At 72.1% G+C, this 21,943-nt stretch carries 22 protein-coding genes; 3 read left to right on the top strand and 19 right to left on the bottom strand.

Translation table 11 applies throughout. The annotated features are described in order from the left end of the window. Positions 1–71: 71 nt before the first annotated feature. The 3 genes from G7Z13_RS00730 to G7Z13_RS00740 form a co-directional block, all read right to left on the bottom strand. Positions 72–953, bottom strand: a complete 882-nt coding sequence (locus tag G7Z13_RS00730; RefSeq protein ID WP_165995100.1) for an SDR family oxidoreductase — start codon at positions 951–953, stop codon at positions 72–74. A 248-nt stretch (positions 954–1,201) separates the two neighbouring features. Then, positions 1,202–1,909, bottom strand: coding sequence for a phenylalanine--tRNA ligase beta subunit-related protein (locus G7Z13_RS00735; RefSeq protein WP_165995102.1), 708 nt, complete (start codon positions 1,907–1,909; stop codon positions 1,202–1,204). Between the two features lie 41 nt (positions 1,910–1,950). Further along, the gene (locus G7Z13_RS00740; protein WP_165995104.1) at positions 1,951–2,601 is read right to left on the bottom strand and encodes an FMN-binding negative transcriptional regulator; all 651 of its coding nucleotides are present in this window, start codon (positions 2,599–2,601) and stop codon (positions 1,951–1,953) included. Positions 2,602–2,831: 230 nt separating this feature from the next. On the opposite strand from G7Z13_RS00740, the gene G7Z13_RS00745 reads away from it, so the two are divergent. Continuing rightward, positions 2,832–3,410, top strand: a complete 579-nt coding sequence (locus tag G7Z13_RS00745; protein ID WP_165995106.1) for an XRE family transcriptional regulator — start codon at positions 2,832–2,834, stop codon at positions 3,408–3,410. A 56-nt stretch (positions 3,411–3,466) separates the two neighbouring features. Here G7Z13_RS00745 and G7Z13_RS00750 read toward each other — a convergent pair whose 3' ends face one another. The 3 genes from G7Z13_RS00750 to G7Z13_RS00760 all read right to left on the bottom strand — a co-directional run bounded on the left by G7Z13_RS00750 (position 3,467) and on the right by G7Z13_RS00760 (position 6,462). Continuing rightward, a complete protein-coding gene (locus G7Z13_RS00750; protein ID WP_165995107.1) occupies positions 3,467–4,186 on the bottom strand; it encodes a fibronectin type III domain-containing protein in 720 nt (239 codons plus the stop codon). A gap of 127 nt (positions 4,187–4,313) precedes the next feature. Continuing rightward, the gene (locus G7Z13_RS33990; protein WP_206312962.1) at positions 4,314–4,850 is read right to left on the bottom strand and encodes a hypothetical protein; all 537 of its coding nucleotides are present in this window, start codon (positions 4,848–4,850) and stop codon (positions 4,314–4,316) included. Between the two features lie 130 nt (positions 4,851–4,980). Continuing rightward, positions 4,981–6,462, bottom strand: coding sequence for a phosphatase PAP2 family protein (locus tag G7Z13_RS00760; RefSeq protein ID WP_165995109.1), 1,482 nt, complete (start codon positions 6,460–6,462; stop codon positions 4,981–4,983). Between the two features lie 223 nt (positions 6,463–6,685). Between G7Z13_RS00760 and G7Z13_RS00765 the strand changes: the two genes are divergently transcribed. After that, entirely contained in the window at positions 6,686–7,120 is a 435-nt protein-coding gene (locus G7Z13_RS00765) for a VOC family protein (RefSeq protein WP_165995111.1), read from the top strand. Between the two features lie 121 nt (positions 7,121–7,241). On the opposite strand, the gene G7Z13_RS00770 is transcribed toward G7Z13_RS00765, so the two are convergent. From G7Z13_RS00770 to G7Z13_RS00820, 11 genes are all read right to left on the bottom strand, one after another. Beyond that, complete coding sequence (locus G7Z13_RS00770; RefSeq protein WP_165995113.1) at positions 7,242–8,303, bottom strand: LLM class F420-dependent oxidoreductase; 1,062 nt, start codon at positions 8,301–8,303, stop codon at positions 7,242–7,244. Between the two features lie 76 nt (positions 8,304–8,379). Further along, positions 8,380–9,126 (bottom strand): 3-oxoacyl-ACP reductase FabG, encoded by a 747-nt coding sequence (fabG, locus tag G7Z13_RS00775; protein WP_165995114.1) that lies wholly within the window; start codon positions 9,124–9,126, stop codon positions 8,380–8,382. Positions 9,127–9,224: 98 nt separating this feature from the next. After that, complete coding sequence (locus tag G7Z13_RS00780) at positions 9,225–9,494, bottom strand: acyl carrier protein (protein WP_165995116.1); 270 nt, start codon at positions 9,492–9,494, stop codon at positions 9,225–9,227. A gap of 53 nt (positions 9,495–9,547) precedes the next feature. After that, the gene (locus G7Z13_RS00785) at positions 9,548–10,963 is read right to left on the bottom strand and encodes a cytochrome P450 (RefSeq protein ID WP_165995118.1); all 1,416 of its coding nucleotides are present in this window, start codon (positions 10,961–10,963) and stop codon (positions 9,548–9,550) included. 83 nt (positions 10,964–11,046) lie between these two features. Next, positions 11,047–12,297, bottom strand: a complete 1,251-nt coding sequence (fabF, locus tag G7Z13_RS00790; RefSeq protein WP_165995119.1) for a beta-ketoacyl-ACP synthase II — start codon at positions 12,295–12,297, stop codon at positions 11,047–11,049. Next, positions 12,294–12,773, bottom strand: coding sequence for an SCP2 sterol-binding domain-containing protein (locus G7Z13_RS00795; protein WP_165995121.1), 480 nt, complete (start codon positions 12,771–12,773; stop codon positions 12,294–12,296). Before G7Z13_RS00795 ends, fabF begins: the two co-directional genes overlap by 4 nt. Beyond that, on the bottom strand, positions 12,770–14,464 hold the full coding sequence (locus G7Z13_RS00800; RefSeq protein ID WP_165995122.1) for an FAD-dependent oxidoreductase: 1,695 nt from the start codon (positions 14,462–14,464) through the stop codon (positions 12,770–12,772). The genes G7Z13_RS00795 and G7Z13_RS00800 overlap by 4 nt, the downstream gene beginning before the upstream one ends. Beyond that, on the bottom strand, positions 14,461–15,597 hold the full coding sequence (locus G7Z13_RS00805) for a hypothetical protein (RefSeq protein ID WP_165995123.1): 1,137 nt from the start codon (positions 15,595–15,597) through the stop codon (positions 14,461–14,463). Before G7Z13_RS00805 ends, G7Z13_RS00800 begins: the two co-directional genes overlap by 4 nt. A gap of 4 nt (positions 15,598–15,601) precedes the next feature. After that, positions 15,602–16,738: a 3-oxoacyl-[acyl-carrier-protein] synthase III C-terminal domain-containing protein gene (locus G7Z13_RS00810; RefSeq protein ID WP_165995124.1), complete on the bottom strand. Its 1,137-nt coding sequence runs from the start codon at positions 16,736–16,738 to the stop codon at positions 15,602–15,604. A gap of 20 nt (positions 16,739–16,758) precedes the next feature. Next, positions 16,759–17,019 (bottom strand): acyl carrier protein, encoded by a 261-nt coding sequence (locus G7Z13_RS00815; protein ID WP_165995125.1) that lies wholly within the window; start codon positions 17,017–17,019, stop codon positions 16,759–16,761. A 205-nt stretch (positions 17,020–17,224) separates the two neighbouring features. Then, positions 17,225–18,076: a CAP domain-containing protein gene (locus tag G7Z13_RS00820; RefSeq protein ID WP_165995126.1), complete on the bottom strand. Its 852-nt coding sequence runs from the start codon at positions 18,074–18,076 to the stop codon at positions 17,225–17,227. A gap of 580 nt (positions 18,077–18,656) precedes the next feature. On the opposite strand from G7Z13_RS00820, the gene G7Z13_RS00825 reads away from it, so the two are divergent. Beyond that, positions 18,657–19,142 carry an ATP-binding protein gene (locus G7Z13_RS00825; protein ID WP_165995127.1) on the top strand — a complete coding sequence of 162 codons (486 nt, stop codon included), beginning with the start codon at positions 18,657–18,659 and terminating at the stop codon, positions 19,140–19,142. Between the two features lie 188 nt (positions 19,143–19,330). Here G7Z13_RS00825 and G7Z13_RS00830 read toward each other — a convergent pair whose 3' ends face one another. Further along, the gene (locus tag G7Z13_RS00830) at positions 19,331–20,119 is read right to left on the bottom strand and encodes a restriction endonuclease (protein WP_165995129.1); all 789 of its coding nucleotides are present in this window, start codon (positions 20,117–20,119) and stop codon (positions 19,331–19,333) included. A 129-nt stretch (positions 20,120–20,248) separates the two neighbouring features. Further along, on the bottom strand, positions 20,249–21,838 hold the full coding sequence (locus tag G7Z13_RS00835) for a TROVE domain-containing protein (protein WP_165995130.1): 1,590 nt from the start codon (positions 21,836–21,838) through the stop codon (positions 20,249–20,251). Between the last annotated feature and the right edge of the window lie 105 nt (positions 21,839–21,943).

A 21,943-nucleotide genomic window follows, 5' to 3' on the forward strand; every position in this document is an offset into this window, starting at 1 on the left:
CACACCGGTGGTCGCGGTGCGCCGCCCGGAACTGGTGCGGAGCGGCCGTGCTCCGGCTCGGTCCTGGCGTGCTACGGGAGCGGCGTACCGCCCGTCGCGTTGACGATCTCCGCGGTGATGTACGACGCCTCCTGCGAGGCGAGGAAGACGTACGCGGGGGCCATCTCGGCGGGCTGGGCGGGGCGTCCGATCGGCGCCTGCTTGCCGAACTCCTGGGTGTCCGGCATGGTCGCCGGGATCAGCGGTGTCCACACCGGGCCCGGTGCGACGGCGTTGACCCGGATCCCCCGCTCGATCACCATCTGCGCCAGTCCCTGGGTGAAGTTGACGATCGCGCCCTTCGTCATGGCGTAGTCCAGCAGATGCGGACTGGGCTTGTACGCCTGCACCGACGTCGAGTTGATGATGCTGCCGCCCTCCGGCATGTGCCGCAGGGCGAACTTGCACAGCCAGAACATGCCGTACAGGTTGGTCCGCACCACCCGGTCGAACTGCTCGGTGGAGATCGCCTCGATGCCGTCGGGCTGCGACATCTGGTAGGCCGCGTTGTTCACCAGGATGTCGATCCGGCCGAACTCCTGAACGGCGCGGTCCACCAGGGACCGGCAGTTCTCCTCCTCGCGTACGTCGCAGGAGACGGCCACGGCCTGTCGCCCGGCCTCCTCGACCAGCCGTACGGTCTCGGCGGCGTCGTCCTTCTCGTCCTCCAGGTAGGTGAAGAGGACGTCTGCCCCCTCACGGGCGAACGCCAGCGCGACCGCCCGTCCGATGCCCGAGTCGCCGCCGGTGATCACGGCCTTGCGGTCCGTCAGCCGGCCGCTGCCCCGGTACGACTCCTCCCCGTGGTCCGGGGGCGGGTCCATGGGCCCGGTCCAGCCGGGGTGCGGCTGGTCCTGGCCGGGGAAGTCCGGCTGCGGGTGCTGTTCGGTGGGGTCCTGCTGCTGCTCGGTCACGTGGTCAGCCTCCTTGTCGGCAGGTACGACCGGTGCGGTGCCCGGTGCTCTACGGCCTGCGGCACGGGTACCCACGACAGCGCGATGTCGATCAGGTTCGCCGAGGCCGGTGCGCCGGGTCCGTCCGGTGCCGCCCGGCGCGTGGTGAAGCCAATCACCGCGGGCGTGCTTCGCGAGGACCGCCACGCTGGCCGGCGCGGCCGGCGGAGTGAACGGCGCGGTCAGCGGCGAGTGTGCGGCGGATCGCCTCACACGGTGGCTTCGGGCCGCTGCGCGCTGAGGTGGACCACGTGGGTGCGGGCGGCGTGCGGGGTGAGCAGGCCGCGCAGTTCCCCGGCCGCCGTCGTCAGAAGGTGGCCGTCGTGGCAGGCGCGGAGGGTTTCGAGGACGAAGGTGACGCGGGCGGAGTCCTCGGTGACGCGGGTGCGGTGGGCGTCGCGGTGGTTCCAGTGGCGGGTCAGGACGCCGTCGGTGTCGGCGTAGACGACCTCGCCGGGCCTGGGGGTCTCCACGGTGCCGGGTTCGCCGAGCGGGGTGAACTCCTCGCTACCGTCCGCGTACCGGATGACGACGTCACCGGCGACGTGGTCGAGGTCGAAGGCGCCGGCCGGCAGGCCGTGGCGGACGGAGACGGTGTTGTAGGCGTCGACCGCGGGGTTGACGCGCGGCAGGGTGCCCTTCTTCGCCAGTCTCCGGCCGAGGGCGTCGACGCTGGGACGGATGCGGCGGGGGTTGGTGCCGAAGGAGCGGTAGGCGGTGTGCCAGGCCTCGATGCGCGGATCGGTCTCGTCGGCGGGCTGCCAGGTCCCGTCGGCGAGCTGCCGCTCCAGGTCCGCCACGGCGGCGGCGGTCTCCGGCCAGGGCCCGTGGCCGTCGAGGCCGGTGGCGGTGACGAGGGCGATGAGGGTGTCGGGGAAGGCGTCGGCGACTGCGGGGCTGAGACGGAACGTGGTCATGGCTGGGGCTTCCAGGTCTGTCGGGTGGTCGTGGGGCGTGGTCAGGGCTGCTTGTAGGGGCCGATGCGGTCCAGGCGGCGGCGCTGCTGGGCCGCGGCGGCGAGGTCCAGGCCCTGGGCGCGCGCGGTGAGGTGGTCCGCGACGGCGGTGCGGTGTCCGACCGGTTTGTGGTCGTCGTACTTGAACTTGGCCCGCACCTCGGTGACGTCCAGGTACAGGCCTCGGATACCGGACAGCATGCGCCCGTAAGGGGGGTGGCCGGCGACGATGCCGGCGTGGTCGCCGGCGGGCTGGAAGTGCGCCATCTGGACGCGCAGGAGTTCCGCCTTGGCCTCGGGGTCGTCGACGATCGTGGCGCGGCAGGTGAACTGGACGGCGGTGTAGTAGCTGGTGGGGACGCCGTCGGTGGGCGGGGTGTCCGGCTGGGCGCGCCAGGGGCCGGGGACGAAGGTGTAGTCGCCGAAGACGGTGAACAGGACGTTCGGGTCGTTCTCGAGCGCCCTCCAGACGGGGTTCGGCCGGGCGAGGTGGATCAGGAGCCGGCCGTTGCCGCCGGCGAAGTGGGTGGGCACGGCCATGGGCGGCCGGCCCGGCGGGCCGTTGACGCTGAGCAGGCCGAAATCGTGACCGTCGGCGATCCAGGACCGCCATTCGGCTTCGTCCAGACTCGCGTCCCAGGGGTGGATCAGCATGGGGGAACTCCTTGCGCGGAGGGGCAGAGCGAGGCGGAGACGGTGTCCGTGGCCGACGCCCTCGGCGGCCAGGCGGAGGTGCCCGCTGGGGGCGGCTCGGTACGTACACCCCTTACGATGCACTGGAACGACCAGACCGTACATCGAACCGACCGACCCGTGTCAACCGAGCGACCGCGCGGTGCAATGGAGTGGGTCGGGAATCACTCAGGAACGAGGACGGTGATCAGGTGGCCGAGACAGAGGCGGCCTTGCGCACCCTCGCGCACAACGTCAGAACCGCCCGCACCCGCGCGGGCCTGTCCCTCGACGAACTCGGCCGGCGCGCCGGTGTCAGCAAGGGGGCCCTGGTCGCCCTGGAGAAGGCCCAGGGCAACCCGAACTTCGCCACGCTCGTCCGGCTCGCCGACACCCTCGGCGTCTCCGTGTCCGCCCTCCTGGAAGGGCCGCCCGAGGAGCGCGTCCGCGTCGTGACCGCCGACGACGTCAAGCCGCTGTGGGTGGGCGAGCGGGGCAGCGAGGCCCGGCTCATGCTGACCACCTCGGGCCCAGCGCCCGTCGAGGTCTGGCGCTGGCGGCTCCAGCCCGGCGAGGAGTACCCCAGCCACCCCCACCAGGCGGGAGTCGTCGAAACCGTCAGTGTCACCTCGGGGCGGATGGTCCTCGTCGCCGACGGCGTCGAGCACCCGCTGCACGCCGGACAGACCGCCACGTTCGACGCCACGGTCCCTCACACCTACCGCGGGGCGGGCGAGCGGACCTGCCACCTCGTCATGACCGTCCACCTGCCGCCCGGCCCCACGCCCTGACCCCGCTGGACCGCGAGAGGGCTGCCGCCAAGGGCCGTGCGCCGCGTTCGGGTGATTCAGACGCACTCCCCCTTGGCGTTCACCGGGGTCCAGCCCGACGGGCCCACGTCGTTGACCGCGCGCACCTGGAAGCACTGCTGCCCGAGGGGCAGGTCGGGCCAGGTGAAGCTCTTGCTGTCTGTGGGCAGGCTCTTGGTCTGGTTGAGCGTGGTGTTGCGGATCTCCATGCGCGTCTCGTCGGTGGCGGGGTTCTCCCACGCCACGCGCACGCTCGAGGGCTGCCCGGCGACCCTGGTGGCGACCACGGCCGACGGCTCGGCCGGCCGGCCGATGCCGGTCCCGGAGCCGGCGGCGTGTTTCAGGGTGAACGTCGCCCTGGCGTGGTCGGGGGAGCCCAGTTCGTCGTTGCGGGCATCCAGCCGCCACTTCAGGCTTTTGCGCGGGGCGAACGCCGTCTGGATGCCCTCGTCCTGGGCGTCGAGGTCGTCCGAGCCGCAGCTCGATCCCTCGAAGAGCCGGAGCGTGGGCGAGACGACGACCGATTCGTTGGACCTGAGCTCGAAGAGGATGGTCAAAACGCCCCGCGCCTGGTCCCCCGCGCACACCGACCGGGTGAGCGTGGTGCGTGTCCTGTCGTGGCTCAGCGCGGTCGTCATGTCCAGCTTGAGTGTCCGGGAGGCCCTGGAGGAACCGATGCCGGGCGGGCTCGTGACGAACAGCTCACCCGTCACGGTGATGGTGTGGTACTGGCCGCGGTGGCCGGCGGCGCCACCCACACGCAGAGCAGAGGCACCGGGAGAGCCGCCGCAACGGCGACGCGTCGCAGCCTCATCACCCCACCTCGCAATCGCCTCGTCGGGTTTCGGTGGACGGAGGGGCTCAGCGGAAGAGTGGTGGTTCCTCTCATCGTCCCGCCCTCCCCCGGATGCGTCCACCGCAGGGCGGTGAGTTCGGGGACCGGCCGTTGTCAGCCGTCCTGGCCCAGGTGGTGCCGGGCCAGTCCGATACACCGGCCAGACGGGCGGCGGCCCGGGCGGGGTCGCCGGTCCGCGTGGGCTGGTCCACCTCGAAGTCGTAACCGGTCAGGCCGCTTTCGTCCTCGACGATGCGGGCGACGCGGCAGGCCCGCTCCATGAGGTCCCGTGCCGCTCGCCCGGAGTGGCGGTAGGCGACTTCGATGTCGGCCGTGTCCGCGCGGTGGTCGAGCTGGATGCGGCCCGGCGGGCCGGTCGTCTCCAGGGTCGGGCTGGACGGGTACTCCTCGGACGCGACCGGGCCGGCCTCCCGCGCGACCCGGTCGACGATGCGCTCCCAGGCGGCCCGCTGTGCGGTGGTCAGCCGCAGGGGTGGCAGGTCGGCGTCGGCGTCGGCGTCGGCGTCGAAACCGGCGTTGAGGTGGTCGAGGGTCTCGTGGAGGGTCAGGCCGGGTCGTACCCGCACCAGGGTGATCTCGTAGGTCAGCCGGTGAATCCACGCAACGCCCGGAGACGGCTGTGGGATTCGGCGGGGGCGGTCACGCGCGGGGCCCGCAGCCGGTGCTGTGCGGCTGCGGGCCCCGCGGTGTCGGGTGTCACAGGAGGGTGATGGGCTTCTGGTCGTCCGCGGCCGGCGCCGCCGGCGGTTCGGGGACCGGTGGCTGGGGCGTCGGTGACTCGGCGGGCGTCTGCCGGGGAGCGGGGACTCGCTCGGCCGGGACGGGCGCGGCTTCCGGTTCTGGCGGGGCCGCGGTGCGTACGTAGCCGTAGATCACCGAGGCCATCGCCAGCAGGAGCAGCGGGCCGTAGAGCCACGGATGCCTGGCCATCTGCGTCGGGAGGTAGTAGTACGACGCCAGGAGCGCGGCGAAGACGGCCGTGCCGTACGCGACCAGCTGAAGTCCCGGCCGGTCCCAGCCGCGGTCGAAGGAGCGCAGGGCCGCCTCGATGGTGAGGACGAAGACGACGCCGGCGACGAGGTCGGCGCCGTAGTGGTAACCGAACCCGAGCGTCGCGCACAGCGTGGCCACCAGCCAGAAGGTGCCTGCGTGGCGCAGGACGCGCGGACCGCGGCGGGTGTGGAGGAAGATCGCGGTGGCCCAGGCGGTGTGCAGGCTGGGCATGCAGTTGCGCGGGGTGATCTCGTCGAAGGGGATGGAGTGGGGGGTGGTGAGCGGCGGTGGTGTGGCCGGCCAGATCTCGGCCACCGCCCACTGGCGGGTGGGCCAGGTGTCCGACCAGATGCTGACCGAGGCCCAGTGTTCGGTGCCGGTGCCGTAGGCGAAGATCGGCCCGACGACGGGGTAGATCATGTACACGGCAGGACCGAGGAGGCCGATCAGCAGGAAGCTGCGCACCAGGTGGTGGCGGGGGAAGCGGCGCGCGGTCGCGACGTGGCGCAGCTGGTAGAGGGCGACGATGACGGCGGCGACGGGGAGCTGGCCGTAGACGAAGTCGAGGAGGTTGTAGCCGAAGGCTCCGGTGGCCTCGACGATCCGGCCCGCCACCCAGGACGGGTTGCCCAGCGCCTGGTCGGCGGTCGCCACGTACGGGTCGAGGACGTCGGGGCGGGTCTCGGCGGTGATCAGCAGCCAGGTGTCACCGGTCTTGCGGCCGGTGATCAGGAGCAGGCCCAGGCCGACACCCTTGAGCAGCAGGGCGCGCTCGGGGCCGGTGCGGCGGGTGAGGGCGACGACCGCGCAGCCCAGCATCACCCACAGCGCGCCGTTGCCGAAGGGGTGGCCCCCGGTGACCTCGGTGTCGGTGGCCCAGCGGACGAGGAGGAAGGCGAGGTCGACGCCGATCGCGGCGGCGAGGGCGAGGAAGCGCTGCCGCCAGGTGAGGACCACCATCATCAGCGCCATGCTGGCGTACAGCAGACCACCCGATTTGGGCGGGTACATCACCTCTCGTACTTGGTTGGTGATCGGCCCGGGTACGCCGTAGCGGCGGGCGGCGATCTCCAGGGCGACGAGAAATCCGAGGGTCACCACACCGGCGGCGACCCACAGAAGGGTGCGGGGCCGACGCGGGGCGGGGAAGGTGTTTCTGCCCTGTCTGCGCGAGAACACCCGCATTGCTCTGGATATCAATTCTTCGGCCAATTTTTTTCCGTTGGGTGATGGGCAATTGGGGTGTCCTCGCAGGCTCGAACATGTTAACGGAGCGGTGCGGGGAGCGACCCGGCGCGTTACGGTCAACGGTCCGGGCCACCGGAAAAGACGCATCCTGGGCCTGGAAGGTGCCGTGGTGGGCAAAATCGGAAGGCGGCCGGACCGGCTCCCCTGCTACCGTGCGCCGATGTCATCGGTCAGGAAGTTCCAAGTCACCTTCGACTGCGCGGAACCCGAGCGTCTCGCTCGCTTCTGGTGCGAGGTGCTGGGGTACGACCCGGCGCCGCCGCCGCGGGGGTTCGCCAGCTGGGACGCGTTCGACCGCACTCTGCCGCCCGAGCAGCGGGGAGGGGCGTTCGCCTGCGTCGATCCCTCGGGTGAGGGGCCGCGGCTCTACTTCCAGCGCGTCCCCGAGGGCAAGGTCGTCAAGAACCGGGTCCATCTCTGCGTGCGGGTCGGCACCGGGTTGGTGGGGGAAGAGCGCCTCGCCGCACTCCGGGCCGAGTGCGCGCGGCTGGAGGCGCTCGGCGCCAGGTGCCAGCGCGTGCTGCTCGCCGACGAGCACAACGAGTCGTGCATCGTGATGCAGGACATCGAGGGGAACGAGTTCTGTCTCGACTGAGCGCCGGCGCGGGAGCACCCGGCGTCGGCGCGGGACCACCCGGCGCCGACGCGGCCGGTTCCGCGCCCGTGTCCGCTCCCGCGCCCGTTCCGGGGCGCGTTTCCGGGCGGGCGGCTGGGCCTCAGTCGCCCACTGCGGCCTTGTCCAGCGCCTCCGCCAGGGTGCGCAGAGTCGCGATGCCCTGTTCGGCGTGGTCTGCGAAGATCATGGCCGAGAGGGTGGTGACTCCCGCTCCGGCGTAGGCCTGCAGCCGGTCGGCGATGCGGTCGGTGGGACCGAGCAGGGCGGTGCGGTCGAGGAACTCCCGCGGTACGGCCTCGGCGGCCGCTCGCGGTTCCCCGGCCAGGTAGAGCCGCTGCACCTGTTCGGCCTCGCCGGGGAAGCCGGTGCGGGCCATGAGCCGGTTGTAGAAGTTGTGCTCGCGTGAGCCCATCCCGCCCACGTAGTGGGTGGTGAACGCGCGCACCCGGTCGGCGCAGTCGGCGAGATCGTCCCCGGTCGCGACCGGCACCGCCGCCACCACGTCGAAGCCCCGCAGATCCGCCCCCGTGCGCTCCCGGCCGGCGCGCAGTTCCGTCAGGAACTCCTGTCCGGACTCGGGCTGGAAGAAGACGGAGAGCCAGCCGTCCGCGATCTCGCCCGCCAGGCGGACGTTGGCCGGGCCGATGGCCGCCAGGTAGACCGGCACCTGCCTGCGCCGGGGGCGCATGCCCAGCTGGAGGGCCTTTCCGGGGCCGTCCGGGAGCGGCAGGCGGTAGTGCTCCCCGTCGTAGGTGACGGTCTCGCGCTGCAGGACCATCCGGACGATGTCGACGTACTCGCGGGTGCGTGCCAGCGGTTTCTCGAACCGGGAGCCGTGCCAGCCCTCGGCGACCTGCGGCCCGGACACGCCGAGTCCGAGGCGGAAGCGGCCCTCGCAGAGCAGGTCGAGGGTCGCGGCGGTCATCGCCGTCATGGCGGGGGTGCGGGCGGGGATCTGCATCGCCGCGGTGCCCAGGTCGATGCGCGAGGTCTGCGCGGCGAGCCAGCCGAGCAGCGAGACGGCGTCCGAGCTGAACGCCTCGGCGGTCCAGGCCACCGAGAAGCCCAGGCGCTCGGCCTCGCGGACGTACCGGGCGGATTCCTGCGGGCGGGCTCCGGCGCCCAGGGGGCCGAGGTAGCGGAGGTTGAGTCCGAGTCTCACCGGTCCGGGTGTCCTTCCTCTGTGGTCGAAGAGCGATCGAGGACTACCGAGACTGCCGGATCGCGCGGCGGCGTGCTCAGACGACCAGGCCGCCGTCCACGCCCAGTACCTGGCCGGAGATGTAGCGGGCGCGGTCGGAGACGAGGAAGGAGACCAGGTCGGCGACGTCGTCGGGGGTGCCGAGGCGGCCGAGCGGAACGCGGTCGAGGACGTCCTTCCGGGTCGCCTCGGTCAGGCCGGCGGTCATGTCGGTCTCGATGAGGCCGGGCGCCACGACGTTGGCGCGCACCCCGTACTTCCCGCACTCCTTGGCCAGGGACTTGGTGAAGCCGATGATCGCCGCCTTGGAGGCCGCGTAGTTGGCCTGCGTGGCGTTGCCGTGCACCCCGGCGATGGACGACAGCGTCACCACGCAGCCGGCGCGGCGCTTCATGAACGAGAAGATGACCGAGCGGCACATGTGGTAGGTGCCGTCGAGGTTGGTCGCCATGACCTCGCTCCACTCCTCGCCGGTCATCCTGACCAGCGGATTGTCCCGTACGACCCCCGCGGAGGTCACGACGGCGTCGACCGGGCCGAGCTCGCTTTCCGCGGCGTCGGCGAACGCCCGGACCTCCTCCGATGAGGTCACGTCGACGCGGTGGGGGACGACACGGGCTCCGGTGCCGGCGACCGACCTGACGACCTCGTCGGCCGCGGCGGCGTCCGAGCGGTAGCAGAACGCGACATCGAATCCGTCGTGCGCCAGGCGGGACACGACGGCGCGGCCGATGCCGCGGGAGCCGCCCGAGACGAGCGCCACCGGGCGCTGGGTGTCTGGCATGTGCTTCTCCTGGAAGGCCATGGCGAGCGGGGGTGGTGAGGGTGCGGCCGGCCGTGCGCCACCGGGGGCAGGGGGCCGGCCGCTGTGCCGCGGGTGTTTCAGGACGCGGCCTGGGCGGCGCGCTTGTCCCCGATCAGCCGGTGGACCTGGGTGAGCGACGAGACCCGCTTGAAGTCGTCCTCCTTCAGCTTGACGCCGTAGTGCCGCTCCAGCCGGGCGACGATCGCCAGCGCCATCAGGGAGTCGACCTCCAGCTCCTGCACGAAGTCGGCGTCGTCCGTGACCTCCTCCACGTCCAGTTCGAGGACGTCGGCGATGAGGAAGCGCAGGTCTTCTTTGTCGAGTGCGATCCCGGTGTGGGTGGACATGGGTGTTCCCTTCGCAGGTGGGTGTCGGTGATGTCGGCCTCGCGCGGGGAGGCTCAGCGGCGCCTGGCGGTCACCGGCAGGCCGTGGCGCGGCCGGACCGTGATGCGGGCCAGGTGGTCGACCGTGAATCCGGGAACGGGCTCGAACTCCCAGTCGCGTCCCAGGGTGGCCAGCGCCATGACGCCCTCCATCCGCGCAAAGGCGGTGCCGATGCACTGCCGCGGGCCGCCGCCGAAGGGGAGGTAGGCGAGGCGCGGCCGGCCGGGTGCCACCGCGTGACCGGTGAGCTCGTCCGCCGCGTCGGCGGGGCGCGGGTCCTTGAGCCAGCGCTGCGGGGCGAAGCGCTCGGGCTGCGGCCACCACTGGGAATCGCGGTGGAGCACCCACGGAACGATCCCGACGAAGCTGTCCTTGGGGATGCGGTAGCCGTGGAGTTCGAAGTCCTCCAGGGACCGGCGGGCCATGCCCATGATCGGCGGGTAGAGGCGCATCGCCTCGGAGAACACCGCGTCGGTCCAGGTGAGGCGGGGCAGGTCCGCGATGGTGGGCAGCCGGTCACCGAGCACCTCGTCGATCTCCTCGTGCATCCGCTCCCGCGCCTCGGGGTGGTTGCCGAGCAGGTGGTAGGACCAGGTGAGCGCGTTGGCCGTGGTCTCGTGGCCGACCATGAGCATGCTGATCGCCTCGTCGCGCACCTGGCGGTCGTCCATCGGCTCCCCGGTGTCGGCGTCCCGCGCCGCGAGCAGCATGGAGAGCAGGTCGGCGCCCTGTCCGTCGCCCTGCCTGCGCTCCGCCATGAGGCGGTAGACGATGGCGTCGAGCCGGTCCCGGCCCGCGAAGAAGCGCTTGTTGCCGGGCAGCGGCAGCTTCGCCAGATAGCGGGCGAAGGGCAGGGAGTCCCAGCGCATCGGACCCTCGTCGCGCGGGATGGCGGTGCGGACGGTCTGGGCCACATCGCTGTCCAGCGAGACGTCGAAGATCGTACGGGCCACGACGGCGAGGGTCAGCTCGGTCATCTCGACCGACAGGTCGAGCCGGTCCCCGTCCTTCCAGCCGGCCTGGATGTCGTCCGACAGCTCGGCGAAGGCACGGCCGTAGCCCGCGATGCGCTCGTGGTGGAACATCGGCTGGATCAGCCTGCGCTGCTTGCGGTGGAACTCGCCGTCGCTGGTGATCAGGCTGTTGCCGAAGATCACCGAGAGCGGGGCCTCCCACGTGCCGCGTCCGGCGCCCATGGTGGCCTTGGTGAAGTGGCGGTGCGAGGTCACCAGGACCTCGTGGACCGCCTCCGGGTCGCTGACCAGGAACATGTCCCGCATGCCGAGCGGGACGCGGACCACAGGACCGTACTGGTCGCGCAGACCGGTGAAGTAGTCCATCGGATCGCCGGACATCGTGAGCAGCGCGCGCAGCCGGCCGGTCGGACCGGGCGCGGCCGTGGCCAGGGGCCGGGTGGAGAGCTGGGTCATCGAGGTGCCTTCCTGGGATGTGGGTCACGGGAGACCCCGCGGGCTCGGCCCGGCTCGGCGTGAGCCCGTGCACAGGGGCGGGGTCACTCCCTGACGAAGCGTTGGAGGGCGAGCGCGACGTTCTGCCCGCCGAAGGCGAAGGAGTTGGACAGGGCCGCCCGGACCTCGTACGGCCGGGCGGTGTTCGGCACGTAGTCGAGGTCGCACTCGGGGTCGGCCGCGTCCTGGTTGATGGTGGGCGGGATGACGCCGCGGTCGATGGACAGGGCGCAGAATGCCGTCTCGGTCGCGCCGGACGCGCCCAGCAGGTGGCCGGTCATCGACTTGGTGGAGCTGACGGCCAGGTTCCCGCTGTGGCTGCCGAAGGCGGACTTGATCGCCTTCGTCTCGGCGGCGTCGGAGAACGGGGTCGAGGTGCCGTGGGCGTTGATGTGGTCGATCTCGTCGGGCTTGAGGCCGGCCTCGCGCAGCGCGGCCAGCATGGCGCGGGCGGCGCCCCGCCCGGTGGGATCGGGGGCGGTGACGTGGTACGCGTCGCTGGTCTGGCCGTAGCCGCAGATCTCGGCGTAGACGTACGCGCCCCGTGCCTCGGCCGACTCCGCGGTCTCCAGGAGCAGCATGGTGGCCCCCTCCCCCATGACGAAGCCGTCCCGGTCCGCGGTGAACGGGCGGGAGGCCCGCTGGGGTTCGTCGTTGCGGCGGGACAGCGCGCGCAGGTTCGCGAAGCCCGCGACGAGCGGTGAGGCGATGCAGGCCTCGGAGCCGCCGGCCAGCGCGGCCCCGGCGTAGCCGTCACGGACCAGGCGGTAGGCCTGCCCGATCGCGTCGGCCGAGGAGGCGCAGGCGGTGACCGGGGCGGCGCCGGGGCCGCGGAAGCCGAAGCGCTGGGCGACGGTGCCCGCGCCCATGTTGACGATGGAGCTGGGCACGAAGAACGGGGAGACCATGTGAGGCGCCGTCGCGTCCTTCAGCACCCCCGCCCGCATGGTGCCGGCGCCGCCGATGGCGCTGCCGATCACGGTGGCGGCGCCGTCCCGGTCGATGCCGTCGAGGCCCGCGCGCTCCACCGCGAGTTCGGCCGCGGCGATCGCGAAGTGGCAGAACCGGTCGAGGCGTCTGACCTCCTTGCTGGTCAGCCAGTCGGCCGGGTCGAAGTCCGTCACCTCGGCGGCGATGCGCACCGGCAGCCGCCCGGCGTCGAAGGCCTGGATCGGTCCCACTCCGGAGGTTCCGGCGAGCAGCCGCGTCCAGACCGTCTCGGTGCCGGTGCCGAGCGGGTTGACCATGCCGATGCCCGTCACCACCACGCGGTGGCGCCCCGGCGGGGTGGTCATCCGGGCTCACCCGGCTCGGCGAGCCGGAAGAGGGACTCCATGCGCATCGCGAGGTGCACGTCACCTTGGATGTGCAGCCGGCCCTTGAGCAGCAGGTCCAGGCCCTGGGCGGCGGCGGAGGCCATCTCCACGAAGCTGACCGCGTCGAGGGCGAGGGTGACCGCCGGGGCGCCCGAGGTCCCCGTCTCGCGTACGTCGCAGGAGTCCGCGGTCAGGACGAGGTCGTACGCGAGGGTGCCGGTCGGGGGCCTCGCGATCTCCCAGCGGACGGTTTGCGGTCCGCCCGTGAGGCCGCCGGTGTAGCGCTCGGGCATCTGCGCGAAGACCGTGCGCAGTACGTCCGCGCCGTCCTGGGTGGCCAGCCAGGCCGCCAGGGCCTCGCGGGGCAGCCCGGTGAGGGCGGCGCGGACTTCGGCGAGACGGCCGGAGCGCAGTCCCTCGACTCGCTCCGGGGAGAGGACGGGTCCGGCGGTCATGAGGTGCCTTCCGCTCGTGCGGGCGCCAGCCCGCTGTGGGCTATCCGGTCGACGGCCTGCCGCAGTTCCCGCCGTGGTGCCCGTCCGGGCAGCCGGGCGAGGACGTGGCCGTCGGGCCGTACGAGAACCGCTTCCGGCCCGTGCAGGGCGTACGTGTCGGCGAAGGATCCGTCGGCGTCGCGCGGGCCTGGCCCGTCCGAGGTGATCACGGCCGCGGTGAGGGGCAGGCCGACGACGGTCGGGGTCTCCTGGGCCACTTGCTCCCAGACGGCCCCCTCGGCCCCGGTGAGCAGGGCGAAGCCGGTGCGGGTCAGGTCGATCGCGGAGATCCGGTCGCCGCCCTGGTCGAGCCAGGCGTGCGGGGCCCGGTGGCCGGCCCGGGCGGTCGGCCGGTAGGTCACGATGTCCTGCACCACCGGCTCGCCGGGACCCGGTTCATAGGTGAACCCCAGTGTCTGCCCTTCGAAGTCGAAGTGCGGCCGGTGCTCTTCGATGTTGCGGGCGAACTCCGCCGGGTCGCCGTCGGACTGGAGCAGCGCCCGCTTCTGGAGGGCGTTGCGCTCACTGTGCCGGGCGTTGAACTCGGCGACCGGGCGCCGCTCACGCTCGTAGGAGTCGAGCAGCGAGTCGGAGGCGCCGCCGCGCAGTACCGCGGCCAGCTTCCAGGCGAGGTTGTGCGCGTCCTGGATGCCGGTGTTCATGCCGAAGCCGCCGGTGGGCGGGAAGGTGTGGGCGGCGTCCCCGGCGGCGAGGACCCGGCCGTCGGCGCTGCGCCAGGAGGCGAGTCCGGTGGAGCCCATCACCCAGTTCCGTACGGAGTGGATGCGCAGCCCCGCGATCGCCTCGCCCGGCTCGCCGATGGCGGCCTCGATCAGCTTGTGGTGATCGACGCCCTGCTCGAAGTAGGTGTGTTCCTCGTCGGCGGTGAGGGCGGGTATCTCCAGGAGCCATTCGCCGCGCTTGGGGTCCACGGTGACGAGGACGCCGCGCACGGTGTCGTTGAGCACCCAGTACAGGGCGCTCTCCCGGCCGGCCGTCCAGGGCGAGAGGTCGGCGCTGAAGTGGATGTCGAGGAGCCTGCCGAGCGGTGGGGCCGCGGTCCGCCGCAGGCCCACCGCCTCGCGCAGGGAACCGTGCAGTCCCTCGGCCAGGACGGCGTAGCGGGCGTCGACGACGGTGGGGTGCTCGCCCCCGGCCGTCACCCTGACCCCGGACGGCGTGCGGTACAGTTCCTCGGCCCGGACGCCACGGATGACCCGCGCGTTCTCGGGGAGCCGGTCGACGAGCAGCGCTTCCACCCGGTTCTGCGAGCAGATGACGGGGAGGGCCGGGCTGTTGACCGCGCGCTGCATCAGGGCGTCCGCCGAGGCGATGATGTCGAGGGCGGCGAGTTCGGTGCCGGCGAGCTGGGTGCACCAGGTGATGCGCGCCGTGTTCTCCAGGGGTACGCCGGCCCGGCGGACCTCGGCGTCGACGCCCAGGTGCCGGAGCAGTTCCATGGTGCGGGAGTTGATCACCGTGGCGCGCGGATGGCCGGACGGTGAGGTGCGCTGTTCGAGGACGACCGTGCGGACGCCGAGTGCGGCGAGGAAGTGGGCTGCGGCGAGGCCGGTGGGCCCGCCGCCGATCACCACGACATCGGTCTCCACCCGCGTGGCGGTCTCCGGCGGCTGCGGCGGGGCCGTGGTCATCGGCGCACCTCCCCGAGCCGGGCGACGACCGGTGCCAGGCGCCGGGCCACCGCGGCGTCGAAGCCGGCCTTGAACAGGACGCGGGCCACGACGACGGTGGGCAGGCCGGCCAGGATGGCGCCGGTCAGCCAGAGCACGAACACCCAGGTGAGCGCGGTGCGCCGGACCTCGCCGGGCCGGCCGGCGGCCCGGATGGCCCGGCCCCAGACCCGGAAGGCCTTTCCGGCCAGGAGGTCGGCCGCGGCCAGCGGGGCGTGCACGGGGGCCGCGTCATGGGCGGCGAGGACGTCGCGGACCCGGTCGGCCAGGGTCTCCTCGGAGTCGGCGCGGGAGGCGGGGTCGGGCCGGTCCGGGGAGAGTTCGGTCCGCTCCGGGGCGGGGCCGGTTGAGGCCAGGGCCAATCCGGGTCGTACTGGCGCGAGTTCGGTCTGCGCCGGGGCGGGACCGGCTGGCGGCGGGGCGGGTACGGCTGGTTGTGGGGCGAGTTCGGTCTGCGCAGGGACGGGACCGGCTGGTGGTGGGGCGAGTTCGGCGAGGCGCTCGCCGAGGAGGGCGAGCCGGTCCAGCTCGTCCGTGCCGACGCCGGCACGCGGGAACCCCCAGGAGGCCTCTCGCTTGCCGGCCAGCAGCCAGCGCAGCGTGGTGACGAAGGTGATCGCGGCGGAGGCGGTGTCCACCGCGGAGATCGTGCCCAGGTAGCGGCCGCCCGCCGCCTGGATGAGCCGCCGCACTTCGATGGCGGCCGAGTACCACATGTTCCGGCAGGCCACCAGGCCGACGACGGCACGCCCGTCGAACGCCTTGGGCCGCTCCCCGGCGAGCGCGCGCATCGGCAGCGCCGGAGCCAGGTACCAGACGGGGAAGGCGAAGACGACCAGGTCCGCGTCGTCGTCCTCGGCCACCGGCGGCCGGGCGGTGATCCCGGGCGCCCCGTCGGGGTCGACGGAGGCGGGGAAGACACCGAAGAAGCGGCGTAAGGGCCAGGGGAAGGGGAAGGCCTGGCGCGGTCTGATCTCGACCTTGCGGATGTCCCAGCCCGCCTTCTCCAGCGGGTCGGTGACGGCGGAGACGGCTTCGAGGAGCTGACCGGTCTGCGAGTACCAGTAGACCGTCACGCGGGGCTGTGCGCTCATGGTGTCAGACCTCCCCGGCGGAGACGGCGGTCAGATGCGCGAAGGACACCGCGAACCGACCGGACTCGGGGACCATCACCAGCAGCTTGTCGCCGGCGGACACCAGACCCTCGGTCAGCATCTCCTCGAGGATCACGTAGATGCTGGCGGAGCCCATGTTCCCGACCCGCGGCAGATTGCTGTACCACTTCTCGGGGGACGGCCCCCTGACCTTCTTCTTGTCGATCTCCTTGAGCACCATGGACTTCATGCGCTCGCTGGAGTAGTGCGCGGGGAACCAGGTGAGCTCGTCCGGGTCGAAGCGGCCCTCGTCGAGCAGTCGCTGGTACTCCTTGACCCCGATGCGTACGAGGTGCGGCAGCAGGCCCAGATTCTGGCGCAGCGCCAGCGCGCCGTCGGCGGCGGCCTCGGCGGCGGAGGCGTAGTCCCACCAGGTCTGCTCCGCCGAGTTGTCCGCCGAGCCCAGGTACATGCAGGTCTTCTCGGTGTTGGCGTAGGAGGTGAGCGTGATCCAGTCGATCCGCAGGCTCACTCCGTCGGCCGCCGGGCGGTCCTGTACGACGGCGGCGCCGGCTCCGTCCGAGAGCATGTAGCGCAGGAACGCCATCTCCATGGCGATGGCACCGTCGTCCGAGACGGGCCGGACGTCGGCGAACCGGCCGCTCCTCATGAAACGCGAGGCCAGTTCGGACGCGGAGGCGATCGCGTTCTTCTTCTCCCCGGCCGCCACCTGGAGGTAGGCGTTCTTCAGCGCCATCATCCCGGAGCTGCAGATGCCGTGGGTGGTGACGATCTCGCAGGGCGGGCTGCCCAGTTCGCCGTGGATGCCGCTGGCGATGCCGGGCGCGACGAGGTCCGGAACGGCGGTGGCCGCGGCGATGAGGTCGATGTCGTCCAGGGTGATGTCCGAGCGGTCCACCGCCTGGCGAATGGCCGCGACCGCCATGTCGGTGTTGGAGAACAGCGTCTTCTGCTGCTTGTCGATGGCGTAGTGCCGTGACTTGATGCCGCAGTTGGCGAGGATCTGCTCGCGCAGCTCGGAACTCGCCCGGCCGACGCTGCCGATGTAGTCCTCGATCTCCTCGTTGGGCACCGGTTCGCCGGGCAGGAAACGTCCCATGGCGGTGATATAGGCAGGCATTGCGGAATCTCCCCCGTGCTCTAGGCGGTTGCCTTGGCTTCGACCTTCGAGACGGCGAAGTCCAGGACGTCGCCGACGGTGCGGAGCGAACCGATGCGCTCGTCGTCCATCGAGATGCCGTACGCACCCTGAAGGGTCTGCGCCATGGCGACGAGGTCGAGTGAGTCGATGCCGATGTCGTCGTAGAGATCGGATGTCACGGAGAGGTCGTCCGGGTCGGCATCGCACTTGGCCACCAGGAATTCCGCGATATCCGTGTAGAGGTCGGTCCTCAGAGACATGTTCACCTCCCGTGCCCCACCCCCTGTGCGGCACGCATGTCACTCTGGCTCACGCCGCGGGAGGGGGGCATCAGAGAGGTTCACGCAGCCGCTCTGAATTTTTCCCGGCCCTTGGGGGCCGGCCGGGAGGGGGGTGGCTGCCTGGCACCACCACCCCGTCACCGTGTGGCCGTGTGGCCGTGTGGCCGGGGCTACCGGCCCGGGCTCACCGGGCGGTTCCGAAGTCCTGCGTCCAGTAGTTGCCGGGCTGGGCGAGGCCGACGCCGATCTCCTTGAAACCGCAGTTCAGGATGTTGGCCTTGTGTCCGGGGCTGGACATCCAGCCCGCCATGACCTGCTCGGGAGTGGAGTAGCCGTAGGCGACGTTCTCGCCGTAGGTGCTCCAGTTGTAGCCGGCGCGCGTGATGCGGTCGCCCGGGGAGGATCCGTCGGAGCCGGTGTGCGACATGGTGCGGTGGCTCGCCATGTCCTCGCTGTGCGCCTGCGCGGCCTTGGTCAGGATCGCGTTCGACTTCACGGGCGAGCAGCCGGCCTTGGCGCGCTCGGCGTTGACGAGTTCCACGACGCGCGCGACGGCCCCGGACGCCGTGGGCGTGGACTGCGCGGTGGGGGCGGTGGAGGGGGTCGCCGAGGCGGTGGGCTTCGGGGTGCTGGGGACGGTGCTGGTCTTCCCAGCGCTGGGGGCGGTGCCGGTCTTCGGAGCGCTGGGGGCGGTGCCGGTTTTCGGGGCGCCGGCGGCGGCGGTCGCGGTGGACTTCGGCGCCGTGGGCCGGGTGGTGCTCGGGGAGGGCGTCGGGGTCTGCGACGGCGTGCCGGTGGGCTCGCCGTCGTGCCGGTGGCCCGTCCACCGGCCGTCCCGGTCGCTGTCCTTCCGCCAGGTGTCGCCGGCGTGGTTCCACTCGCCGGCCGTGGTCCTCGCGGCGCTGCGGAGCGCGTTCTCCTCACTGCTCTGCCAGTCGCCGCAAGCCACGGCCACCGACGGAACGGTCACAGCGCTCATGGCGACGATGCCGATCACTATTCGCCGGTTGTGCCTCTTCTTGCGATGCTTGCCCATGCGAGACCTCACTCGGTATGCGCGGAGCGCCCCCGGTGCGGTGGCCGGGTCGCTCACGCTTGCGCCGACTCCGCTCCTGAGCTGCGGAGACGTCCTGCGGGTCGTCATTCTTAGGAGGGCTGCTTCGCTAGGGCAAAGGTCCGTTCTCCTATCCGACGTCGTAGTCACGGCCGCCCTTGCCTGGCGCGCCACGGTGTGCTGGCGCAGCCGCCGCGGCCGTAGCGCCGTCCGGACACCCCGTCAGAAGCCTTTCTCTGCCAGTTGGCGACTGTGCATCGCGGGGGTGCACCACGTCCGCTCCGACCGGCGCGGACCAGGTCGGCATCAAAACGGACAAGTCCCTTATGTCGTACCGAGCGGTATCTACTATCGGACGGGGTCATTACCTCTGAGTCATGTGACGGATGTCACGGAACCATCTGTCTCGCCCCGGAACCCCCGCCCCCTCGGCCCTCGCCGTCGCGGCGCTCCTCGGCCGGTCACCCCGACGACTTCCGTTTCCGGTGTTCGACGTACGTATGAAAGGTATGTGAATCGGGCGACGGGGCAGACGCAGGGTCAGGAACGGGGAGTGTGGGCGATGAACGCAGCGCAATCGGTCCCGGACGGTCAAGGCGTCACCTTCGGCGCCACGCCGATACAGCTCACGGTCGCCCTCGACGGCGACGGGTCCTGCATCGCCGAGGCGCGTCGGCACGCCGTCGGCTTCCTCACGCGGGTCCAGGCCGAGCACGGTCTGCCCGTCTCGGCCCGTGCGATGGACCTGACCCGGCTGGTGGTGAGCGAGCTGGTCACCAACGCCCGCAAGTACGCGCCCGGCCCGGTCCTCATGGAACTGCGCGTGACCGGGGACCTGGTGGAAGTGACCGTGTGGGACAGCGATCCGGTCCTGCCGATCGCCCGCGCCGCCGATCCGGGGCGGGTGGGCCAGCACGGCCTGGAGATCGTCATGGCCGTCGCTCAGGGCTTCCAGGTGCAGCGCGAGCCGGTCGGCAAACGCGTCACCGCCCGCATCGCGCTGCCCGACGACCCCGGCGGAGCGCCTTCCGGCCGCAGACCCCAGTAGGACACCGCACCGGAGCCAGCGCGTCCAGCTTCGGCGACGCCCGACCTCGACGGCTCGACCGGTAGCACCCGCCCTTGACGCTCGACCGCGACGGCCCGCCCGTGACCGCTTGACCGCGACGGCTCGGCCCCGGTGGCTCGACCGGCTCAGAGGCGCCCGCACGCGGATCACGCACGCGGTACGGGGGCTCAGAGGGCGGCCTGGTCGGTGTCGACGGCCGGTCCGGGCGCCCAGGGCGGTGCCAGCAGGCCGCCGCTCCAGGCGCGCAGAAGCTCGTGGTTCACGCACACGATGCCGCACTGCGCGGCGTATTCCTCGGCCGGTGCGGTGAAGTCGCTGGTCGTGACGATGACGGCCACATCGGCCCCGTGCACGGTGTAGCAGGTGCCGCCGAAGCGCTGGAGTTCCTGCGAGCCGACCTTGTTGTCGTCCCCGTACCGCTTGCACTGGATGACGACGCGCCGCCCGTCGGGGGCGAGCGCCAGCACGTCGGCGCCCAGGTCACCCGCCCCGCCCACGACGCGTACCTGGGAGCAGCCGTCCCGTATGCACAGGTCCGCTATGGCCTGTTCGAAGTCGTCGGCGCTCAGGGCGGCGTAGTCGAGGACGACGGTCGCCTCACCGCCGCCGGACACGTCGACCCGGCGGTCCTCCTCCACGGCCTCGAGCGTGGTCGCCGTGGCCTCCTCCAGCGCCTCGGTGGTACGGCGTGCGAGGCGTGCCACCGTCATGCGTCTCCTCTTGCGCCACCAGGCCGGCAATAGCGCGACGGCGAGCAGGGACAGGACGACCACCCAGGCGGGCCTGCGTTCGGCCACGTCCATGGCCGTACGGGCCAGCAGCCCCACGATCACCAGAAGCAGAGCGGTCAGGCCGAAGAAGACGGCGGTCGCTCGCAGGTCGAAGGGGCGCTCACGGTAGGAAAAGCGCCTGGGGCGCTCGGACAGGGCCACCGACCTCAGTCCTCCCTCGAACATCGAAACGAACCAACCACTCCCGGCGTGTGCCCGCGATTTGATCGTTTACCGCCGGACGGGTGAACTCGACGTACGGCGGCTGCAGGTGGCGCGCCGTCAGGTCGCGTGCGCCCGGCTTTCCGTCCCGTCTCACGTCCATGGCCACGCGGCAGCGCGGCCCGCCTCGATGAGGCCGACCATCCGGAACGCGGCGTCCGTGAGGCCGCCGAAGGTGTGACGCTGAGGGCCCGTCGGGCCGTGGGCGGGCTGATAACCCGCCAGGTTCCAGGTGTAGACCGGGATATGGGACGGGACCGGTTCCGCCGGCCCGCCGGGGCCGTAGGGCGCGGTCTGCTCGTCGGTGACGATGAGGACGCGGTCGTGGTCGCGGTAGTGGGTCCGTACCGCGTGCGCGGTATGGGTGCCGCCGAGGTCGTGGAACCGTTTCAGCACCTCCAGCACCGGCTCGCCCGGCTCGAACGGCACCGCCGCGCTGCGCCAGCCGTACTCCACCAGGTCCGCCCGCTCGGCGCGCAGGGCCAGCGCGGTGCCGAACACGGCGGCGGCGTCCGCCCGGGTCAGCTTGGAGCGCTCGGAGACGGTGTCCCAGAACATGGAGTCGGAGCGGTCGACCAGGATCAGCGTCCGGCCCGGAAGGGTCGGGACGTTGGCCAGGGAGTGCCCCAGTGCCCGCTCCAGCGCGGCCGCCCAGCGCGGCGAGGGCGCGTGCTGGTGGGCGGCCAGGTAGCGGAAGGGGAACTGCCGGGACCGGGCGACCTCGGCGGGGGCCGCCAGGCGCGCGGCGACCTGGGCCGCGACCTCGTCCGAGACCCCCGCCTCGTCGAAGTTGCGCAGGTTCCGCAGGAGCGCCATCGGTCCCATCGAGGGGATGACGGCCTCCCAGACGGCGGCGTCCATCGGCCCGTGCAGCCAGCCCGCCAGCGCCTCCCACGTCATGCCCGCCGCGGCCAGCCGCTCGGCGCCGCCGGGCCCGGTCACCACGGCCCGCCGCTCCTCGACGGCCGTCTGCATCAGCGCCCGGTGGGCGGTGAGCACGGGGTCGGAGGCCGGCGGAACCGCCCGCTCGGGGTGGTGGCGCCGGTCCAGGGCGTACCGGAACAGCGCGCCCTGCCAGGGCTTGTCCGGATCGGGCGAGGCGTGCACCAGGTTGAGTACGTCGCCGAAGCGCCAGCCCTTGGAGGCGGTGTCGTACTTGAGCAGGGAGCGGGTGGTGTAGAGCCTGCGCACGGCGTCGGCGATGCCCCGCTTGACGGGCTGCGGCACGTTCCGCCCGTACACCGTCATCCAGTGGGCGAGCAGTTCGCCGGGCTCGTCGGCGCGTTGCAGCACCGAGTCGATCACGGACCGGTTGGAGGGGCCTTCGGACGCTCCGGCCGCCAGGCGGGCGCGCACGTACGTGGCGGCGCCGACCAGGGACGCCGTGCGCATGTTGCCCTCGGTGCGCAGCCAGCGCAGCAGGCCGGCCGTCCAGGCGGGGTCCTCGACGGCGAGCCGGCCGACGAGCCGCCCGTACCGGTCGTCTCGGTCCTCACCGCTCTCGTAGAAGGTCCGCTGGGTGACGAAGTTGGCGACCGCGAGGAGGAAGAGCTCCTCGCGCGGCTCCCGGACGAAGGCCGGACCGCCCTCGTACGTGAGCGACGCCGGCAGGACGGGCGCGTGCTGGAGCCGGGGCGGAGGCAGGGAGCGGGCGGCCGCCGAGACCGGCGGGGCCACGAGCATCTCGGACCAGATCTTGGAGACGCGTGGAGCGTGACGAGGCAGCGAATCCCCCGGATGCGAAGGCGAAAGAACGGATGGGCCCCGGCCGGCACGTCCGGCGCGGCG

This window comes from Streptomyces sp. JB150, assembly GCF_011193355.1.
Lineage (GTDB): Bacteria > Actinomycetota > Actinomycetes > Streptomycetales > Streptomycetaceae > Streptomyces.